An 8,116-nucleotide genomic window follows, 5' to 3' on the forward strand; every position below is an offset into this window, starting at 1 on the left:
AATCTATACCTTCCTCGCGCGCGTTATGATCATTCCGATTTCGCCGAGCAATGGGCCATGCGAGGGTTTTACAAAGGTTGCCTGAACTCTCGTTGCTTTCCACACTTTATCCGCTGCCAAGGCGAGTGCCATAATACGGTTTTTGCCGAACCTGCCGCATCTGCTCCCGCGATTCGGCCCGTACGTCTCATGCAAAATATACAAAATACCGGCCCTCGCCAATTATGCCTGCGCCTGATGAGATACGTTGCGCCGTACTGGGACGCGCTCATCCTTGCAACAGTTTGCATGATTGCGACAGCGGCAACCGTTCCCATGCTGGCGGCGTTGATGCAGCCGACCATGGACGAGGTTATCGCGAACAGGAACCCCGAGTTGCTGCAACTCGTGCTTTTGGGAATCATCAGCTTGTTTGCGGTGCGCGCCATAGCCGGGCACCTCGCGGCTTACGTACTCCATTGGGCGGGCAGCAAACTGGTGGTGGATTTACTCTGCGAGATATTCGACAAGCTGCTTGTATTGCCGCATTCGTATTACGAATCCTGCCCCGGCAGCAATCACATTTCGGTCGATCATGTCTCCAGGATAACATCCGATGCTCCAGAGGTAGGGCGTGCTTTTGTCAACGGGGTGACGGTGATGATCAAAGACACATTCACTGTCATTGGCTTGCTTGCATGGATGTTTTATCTCAATTGGACGCTTGCCCTGCTGATTCTATTGATGTCATCCGTGATTCTGCTGGTCACGCAATTGCTTGGAGAACGGCTCCGGGAGATGGGACGGGAAAGCGCGCAAGCGATAGAGGGCCTCACCCGGATTCTGAAGGGCTCTGCACTGAACTTCATGGTGGTCAAGCTCTATGGCGGTGAGCAGTATGAGAACCGGCGCATGAGAGAGCAGGCGGAGGAGACACGCCGATTTTTCATGAAACGGGTTGCTGTTGCCTCTCTTTATATTCCTTTGATACAAACCATTGGCGCTGCCGCCATAGTGCTCACCCTTTATTTCGCCGCAAATGAAGCAGTCGCTGGTGAACTCACGGCAGGAAGCTTTGCTTCTCTTATCGCGGCCATTCTGCTGCTGATTGCTCCCGCGAGGCGAATAGCTGAAGTGGGGGAAACGCTCCAGCACGGATTGCTCGCGGCTGGAAGCCTGTTCTCATTACTTGACGGAGAGGTGGAATCGGAGACAGGAACCGTCGTTATTCAGCGGGTGCGGGGGGAGCTGCAATTCGAGGAGGTCGGTTACGGCGAGCGTACAGAGCGGAATCCAGACACCTCGTTAAAGATTCATTCCCTGGCGAATTCCGATTCGGCAGCAGCATGGAGACGTGGATCCAATCCCGGATTGCATGACGTTACCTTGATCATTCAGCCGGGCGAGACAGTGGCGGTGGTCGGCTGCGCGGAAACCATGGATGTACTTACATGTATGGTGCCGCGTTTCCTCAATCCCACATCCGGGAGAATCCTGCTGGATGGGCATGATCTCAGGAACATCACGCTGGCGAGCTTGCGAGCCAACATTGCATTGGTATCTCCGCACACAGCGCTGTTCAATGACACTGTAGCGGCGAATATTGCATATGGTGCAATGGGGCGCGCCACTGAAGCACGGATTACGTGGGCAGCTCGCGCCGCTCACGCATCCGAGTTCATCCGGAAGCTGCCGGATGGGTTGCAGACCGTGGTCGGGGAGGGTGGCGTAGAACTCCGCGGCAGCCAGCGGCTGCGCATCGCCATTGCGCGGGCGCTTCTGAAAAATGCACCTCTATTGATCCTGAACGAGAAGCTTGGAATGATCGAGCCGGAGTCAGTGTCTCTTGTGCAGGCAGCATTGGATACCGCGATGCAAGGCCGTACCACGTTCGTTATTGCAGATCGTTTATCCACTCTGGAGAGAGCAGATCAGGTTGTCATGGTGGACAAGGAGCGCATTGTGGAAAGGGGCTCGCATCGGGAGCTGATGGCAAGAGATGGAGCTTATACCCGGTTGATCCGCCGATTATTCGGTTCAAAAGCCGCGATAGCAGCCCGGTAAACTGCAGCACAGCATGGACGTTCTATCTGCCATATGGCTTGGGCCTGGAAGTCAATACGACCAGAAACATTCCTGTCGGTATTTGTCAGCTCACAGATGCCCTGATGGGAAAGCGCGAGTATCATCTTCTACATGCCGGAGTCATTTCCGTTCAATCAAGCCGCGAGCACGGATACATCGAAGACGGGTTTCTGTCGGGCGGCACGGAAGATTGCATGAGGAAACTTTCATTGAGCTTGCGGGGGTTGCCAGTTGAAGTGAGCTTTATTCTGACTGAGGAAGAAGGCCAATGTTTCCTGGCAGTCTGGAAGGAAGAAAAGCTGGAACTGTTTAATGTCGCGTTCCCAGTGGAGCACAGGACTTTATCCAGATAACCGCGGCGCTTTTGCAAGGAATCGATTTGCGAGTCACTCTGGCTCTTCGGTGGCGCTTGTTATTGCTCTGGCTGTTCATGCTGGTGGTAAGCGGTGCGCTTGCGTACATCATTCGCGAGGTCTATCAGCTCGGCAGCGAGGTGCAAGCCCAGAAATCGGTGGAACAGACCGCTCAAGCGTGTGCTGCTCTTCAGACCGAATATGGTCGCTCGGTCAAGCCAGGCGAGAATATTGTCGATAGGGAGCTGATGAACGCAGTTTTGAATGTGACTCTGGACGATCTACCGGGTGTTGAGGGCGGGTTTTGGCATGCCTCGAGCAGATTTGTCGCGTATGCCTTTCCCAGTCATGTCGGTACCGAGAAAAAAAAAGATGTTCCGTTCACTGAGCGCAAACGGGTTGAAGCGCTTGCTGGCAGGAGCGTTGCCCGGGGTGTGTCCCTGGTCGATGTGCTGAGTGGAAGCCGTGAAATAGTGGTGCTGGCGGCTTGCCCCGTAAAATCGGAAAGGCATCTGGCGGCTTGGACAATGGCACGTTCGCCGGTTGCCGCGGGCAAGGCCTACGACGAAGTAAACCGCGGGCTGGGTCTCTTGCTTGCTTTTGTAATAATCTCGGGCCTCTGGTTGACCTTCAGTCTTTATGACTGGAGTAAATACTTTACCCGGGTCGAACGGGATTTGGCGGAAAATTCTACCAATGCATCGCGGGAAATTGCGACGACGGGAGATGCAGAGCTTGATCGTGTTGTCACCGCATTTAACCAGTTTCGGACTAGACTCGATACCGAGCGCGCGCATGCCGCCGAGCTTGGCACCCTGCTTGAGCGTTCAGAACGCTTTACTGCCTTGGGACGGATGGCAGCAGCAGTGGCCCATGAGGTTCGTAATCCGATCGCAGCGATGCAACTCAAAGCGAAAAATGCACTGGCGCAACCGGATAGCCAACGGCGAGCGCTGGAGTTCGTCCTGCGCGAGATAAGGCGTCTGGATGAAACCGTGGAAGAGCTGCTGAAAAAGGCTGAACCGGTCAGCACCCATTCGCGGTTGGTGGGGGTTCCGAATTGGCTCATGGAAAGAGTCGATGCTTTTGCCGAACAAAGCGCCGGTGCGGGGATTGATCTTCGAACAAAAGTCGACGTCGAGTCGTGGAGTTTCGATCCGCTTTCGCTTGGTCGTGCGCTGGATAATCTCATCGCCAATGCGATCCAACATACGCCGCGGGGCGGCGTTGTCACTGTGGCTGCGAAAAAAAACGCTTCCGATACTGCCATGATCTTGCAGGTCAGCGACACAGGCCCCGTGTCTCCATTGACATAGAACCCAGGCTTTTCGAACCTTTCACCTCAGGGCGTCGGGGAGGAGTAGGGCTCGGTTTGGCGCTTGCGCGAGAAATTGCAGTTGCGCATGGAGGCATGGCCCGTTACTTGCGTAAGGCTTCGGGTACATGCTTTGAGCTGGAGATTCCATGGCTCGCATCCTGATTATCGATGACGATGCCAGTTTTCGCGAAAGCCTTGCGGAAACCTTGTCAGGCCTAGGCCACGAATTATTCCTGGCCACTGACGGAGCGCGTGGACTATCGTTCCTGAAGCGTGGAGGTATCGACGCTGTTTTTCTCGACTTTCGCCTGCCTGATATGACAGGCATGGACGGCCTGCGCGCTATCAAGCGGCTACCCGGTGATACGCCCCCAGTTGTCATGCTAACCGCCTACACCAGCGTCGATAACACGATAGAGGCGATGAAGCTGGGCGCCTTTGAACATCTTGCCAAGCCCGTTGGCCGTCAGGCGGTGGAAAATACGCTTGGAGCAGCTTTGGCTTCGAGCAGCAGGACAATACGGCAAAATCCAGTTCCTGGCGAAGGCGAGTTTATTGCGCGCAGCGAGCGGATGCGGGAAACCCTCAAACTGATCGGGCGTGCGGCAGCAAGCGAGGCCACGGTGCTCATTACCGGTGAAACTGGGAGCGGTAAAGAAATAGTCGCACGTGCTCTCCATCAGCATAGCGCTCGGGCATCGCATCCTTTTGTGGCTATCAATTGTGTGGCAATTCCCCACGAACTACTGGAAAGTGAACTGTTCGGTCATGTCAGGGGCGCTTTTACCGGTGCCGCTGCAGCTCACGCTGGCATCTTCGCTCAGGCGGAGGGAGGCACCTTGCTGCTCAATGAAATCGGTGATATGAGCGTCACCCTGCAAGCCAAGCTCCTGCGGGTGCTCGCAGAAGGAGTAATCGTACCGCTGGGCGCGGAGCATGCGCAGGCAGTAAATGTCCACTTGCTCGCTGCCACTCATCGTGATCTTGAGCAGCAGGTTGCGGAAGGCAGGTTTCGCGAAGATCTGTTTTATCGACTCAACGTCATCAATATTCATGTACCGCCATTGCGCGAACGGCGCGAGGATATTATTCCGCTGGCCGAGCATTTTCTTGCCATGGCAAGCGATACGCCAAAAGCGCTTTCGGCAGAGGCTCGGCAATATCTTGAAATGCATTCATGGCCAGGCAATGTGAGAGAGCTTCGAAATGTAATCGAACGGGCAATGATTCTTGCCCGAGGCGCTTCGATCGAAGCGGGAGACCTTGGCCTGGTTAAGACCCCTGCTCCTCTCGCGTTACCGGCAGGAGTCCCGCTTATGAGTGACCTTCCCAGAGCGCTGGCCCAGCTTGAAGAAATGATGATTCGCGCAGCGATTGCCGAAACCGGCGGCAATCGCACAGAGGCCCCGCGACGGCTGGGTATCCGACGTCAATTGCTCTACGCGAAACTGCGGCAGTACGGGATCGAGCCCTAAAGATCGAATCTGTCCGTTCGGCGAACTTCGATGTCCCCAAAGCGGACAATTGGCCATAGTCTTATTGGGGACATTCCTTATTAATCAATCTCCTGGTCTATGGCGCAAGGCTTGCATAGATAACTTATGCACTCCCTTAAACAACTCCTCTAACTGGAGATGAACATGAAAACTTCTCATATATTACCTGTTTTATTGATGTTGGCAATGTCTTTCACGCCCGCCGTACAAGCTAAAAAGGGGCAGGATAGAGCTGATGAATTCCTTCACGTGCAGGCTTTTGCTCCCGCTGCCCCCGCGGCCGAGGGCAAGGTGAGCCACTTGCTGATCAATCCATTCGGCGAAGTGGATGGTTTGCTCCTCGATACGGGCACCTCGTCACTTTTCCGAAGCATATGGGCGAGCAGTTCACAGCCTCATTCAAGCCCGGTGATACCGTCGAGGTCAAGGGTTATCTGAGGCAGCAGGTCAGATCAAGGGGTATGTCATTACCAATTCCCGCAGCGGTCAGTCCTTAATGGCTCAGTCAGAGTCATCCAAAGGTGCCATGAAGATGCCAAAGCACTTGCAAAGTGTGGGCCTGCTAGCAATGAGTGTACAGGGGAAAATCCGCCATCTTCACTACGGCAAGCATGGCGAGATTAATGGAGTGATCCTGTCGGATGGCACGAGTGTGCGCTTTCCGCGCGAAGTGTCTTACCAATTCGAGCCAATGTTAAAAATCGGACAGAGCATTACGGCATCGGGTTACGGCACCAAAAATCAATACGGCCGGGCATTGGAGGCCACCGAGCTGGGCTTTGCGGGGCAACAAGATAGTCTCTCGTATTCCTCGATATCCCCAATGTGGAGCAAGGAGTAGCTTGCCGATGTTGCGTCAAACCGAGAGCCAACCTGATATACCTGTCCTGCTTCAAGAAGCTGGACTCAGAAGCGTTAATATTTGTTCTGCATTAGGCTGCCGGTACGTTATCTTCCGGCAGCCTTCAGGGGTGTGGCAAGATTGCTACCTGGCTGTTGGCATGAGGGAAACCTTAAATTCGAAAAAGTATCCAGTCTGGTTAAATCGTAGACGCATATTCGAACTTTCAGTCCGCACCCCAACCCACCGGCTTTAGCCGGTGGTTATTGAACGAGTACCCTATCAAACAAGGAAAGCGCGCGGTCAGCTGATGTGGTGGAACTTATCACCATCTCGTGCCGCCCCATCTTGAATGCAAGTGAATATCGGGAGCTGGAGAAAGTGAGGTTACGAACAGAACTTCGAACATCCTGGAGTTATTATGCGTTTAGGCAGGCAAAAAGTGTCCTGCTCCTATTGAATTCTGTAAACGGAGTTTTATCTGCAGCACATGGAGAACAAGCAATCATTATTTTTTCTCGACATGGAACAGCACAGGTTTAAATGCCGCAAGTTTTTACCTGTATACCTACAGCCAGGCCCTAGTTAAACCACTCCATTCAAGGCTTGGAATTTCTCTACAGAGGAAGGGCAGGAGTAGATTTCTGCTTTGTTATCAACCTCCGTTACTCCGTTACCTTTCGATGTCAAAGTTCCCTACGGAGGGTTTTCGTGTTTATCAAGGATAGCGGATAGCGAAACAGCCTGTTTCTACGCTTACTCCAGCCGGGTATAGATACTCCTTCGCTCGTTTCGCAACTGGTTTTTCCGATCGAAAGCTCCAACTAAGGATACGACCATGAGCAGCACTACTGTGCTGCTATGAATATATGGAATAGGGATAGCCGCGTTTATTCCCGCACCCGAAATCCGCGTGCTCATTAAATGTGTTTATATCGAAAATCACAGATTGATTCGTCCCGATCAGGAAGAGGAAAGGACAGATAAAGCATGGATAAGAGAAACGAAAAGACATGAAAAAAGAGTCTGAATTGAATAACTCACTCTCCGTGCTGAAAGCAGCGATAGAGGCAACGGTTGACGGCCTTCTGGTGACAGATAAGCGGGGCAAGGTGCTTTGCTACAACCAGCTTTATGTGGATATGTGGCCCATTCCAAGTGAACTCCTGGCTCATGCGAGCCACCAGGCAATCCTCGGCTATTGTGCAGGGCAATTAAGAGATCCCGAGCAATTCCTGCGCTCAATCGAGGAAATTTATGCGACGTTGGCACCAGAAAGCTCTGATGTCTTTGAATTTCGCAATGGGCGGGTATTTGAGCGCTGCGCAAAAGTCAAAACTCTGGAAGGATCTGACATCGTACTCGTTTGGAGTTTCAGGGACGTTACTGAACGAAGGCAGGGGGAGAACTACAAAGCGCAGCTAGCGGCAATCGTCGAGTCCTCGAACGATGCGATCATTGTCAAGGATCTCAACGGCTTTATTACCGGTTGGAATGCCGCGGCAGAAGAGCTTTTTGGATATCGTTCCAGCGAAATAATAGGCTCTTCCATATTGACGCTGATTCCGCCCGACCGCCTGGAGGAAGAGGACAGAATCATGAGCCTCGTCAAGAGCGGGAAACGCACGGACCATTTTGAAACCGTGCGATGGAGGAAGGACGAGAAACCGATTGATGTCTCCGTCACGATATCGCCGGTGAAGGATAGCGCCGGCAACATCATTGGTGCATCAAAGATTGTGCGGGATATCACTCAGCGCAAACAATCACTAAAACGTATCGAGTATCTCGCCCATTACGATTTGCTGACCGGACTGCCCAACCGGGCGCTGTTCACCGAGCGCATGAGGATCGGGATCGAGAACGCCAGCCGCTATTCCTTCCGGCTGGCATTACTATTCGTGGACCTTGATCGCTTCAAGCTGATCAACGATTCGCTTGGTCATGAGATCGGCGACAAGCTGCTCAAGGTGGTTGCAGAGCGCATGCAGTCTACGGTTCGCCAAGCGGATACAGTCAGTCGGCTGGGAGGTGACGAGTTTGT

At 53.3% G+C, this 8,116-nt stretch carries 8 protein-coding genes; all 8 read left to right on the forward strand.

The window, feature by feature from the left end; all coding sequences use genetic code 11:
- The first annotated feature begins 189 nt into the window (after positions 1–189).
- Entirely contained in the window at positions 190–2,043 is a 1,854-nt protein-coding gene (locus BMW46_RS05380; RefSeq protein ID WP_074705597.1) for an ABC transporter transmembrane domain-containing protein, read from the forward strand.
- 104 nt (positions 2,044–2,147) lie between these two features.
- Positions 2,148–2,417 carry a hypothetical protein gene (locus tag BMW46_RS05385; RefSeq protein WP_143121403.1) on the forward strand — a complete coding sequence of 90 codons (270 nt, stop codon included), beginning with the start codon at positions 2,148–2,150 and terminating at the stop codon, positions 2,415–2,417.
- A gap of 26 nt (positions 2,418–2,443) precedes the next feature.
- Entirely contained in the window at positions 2,444–3,733 is a 1,290-nt protein-coding gene (locus BMW46_RS05390; RefSeq protein ID WP_074705602.1) for a sensor histidine kinase, read from the forward strand.
- On the forward strand, positions 3,730–3,897 hold the full coding sequence (locus tag BMW46_RS15940) for an ATP-binding protein (RefSeq protein WP_371113497.1): 168 nt from the start codon (positions 3,730–3,732) through the stop codon (positions 3,895–3,897). The genes BMW46_RS05390 and BMW46_RS15940 overlap by 4 nt, the downstream gene beginning before the upstream one ends.
- The gene (locus BMW46_RS05400; protein WP_074705604.1) at positions 3,882–5,210 is read left to right on the forward strand and encodes a sigma-54-dependent transcriptional regulator; all 1,329 of its coding nucleotides are present in this window, start codon (positions 3,882–3,884) and stop codon (positions 5,208–5,210) included. Before BMW46_RS15940 ends, BMW46_RS05400 begins: the two co-directional genes overlap by 16 nt.
- Positions 5,211–5,375: 165 nt before the next feature.
- Positions 5,376–5,669: a hypothetical protein gene (locus BMW46_RS05405; RefSeq protein WP_074705607.1), complete on the forward strand. Its 294-nt coding sequence runs from the start codon at positions 5,376–5,378 to the stop codon at positions 5,667–5,669.
- 58 nt (positions 5,670–5,727) lie between these two features.
- On the forward strand, positions 5,728–6,072 hold the full coding sequence (locus tag BMW46_RS05410) for a hypothetical protein (protein ID WP_074705609.1): 345 nt from the start codon (positions 5,728–5,730) through the stop codon (positions 6,070–6,072).
- Positions 6,073–7,085: 1,013 nt separating this feature from the next.
- Positions 7,086–8,116, forward strand: a 1,031-nt coding sequence (locus tag BMW46_RS05415; RefSeq protein WP_143121405.1) for a GGDEF domain-containing protein, incomplete at its 3' end; no start/stop codon positions are given.

The sequence above is a fragment of the Nitrosospira multiformis genome, from assembly GCF_900111585.1.
Lineage (GTDB): Bacteria > Pseudomonadota > Gammaproteobacteria > Burkholderiales > Nitrosomonadaceae > Nitrosospira > Nitrosospira multiformis_B.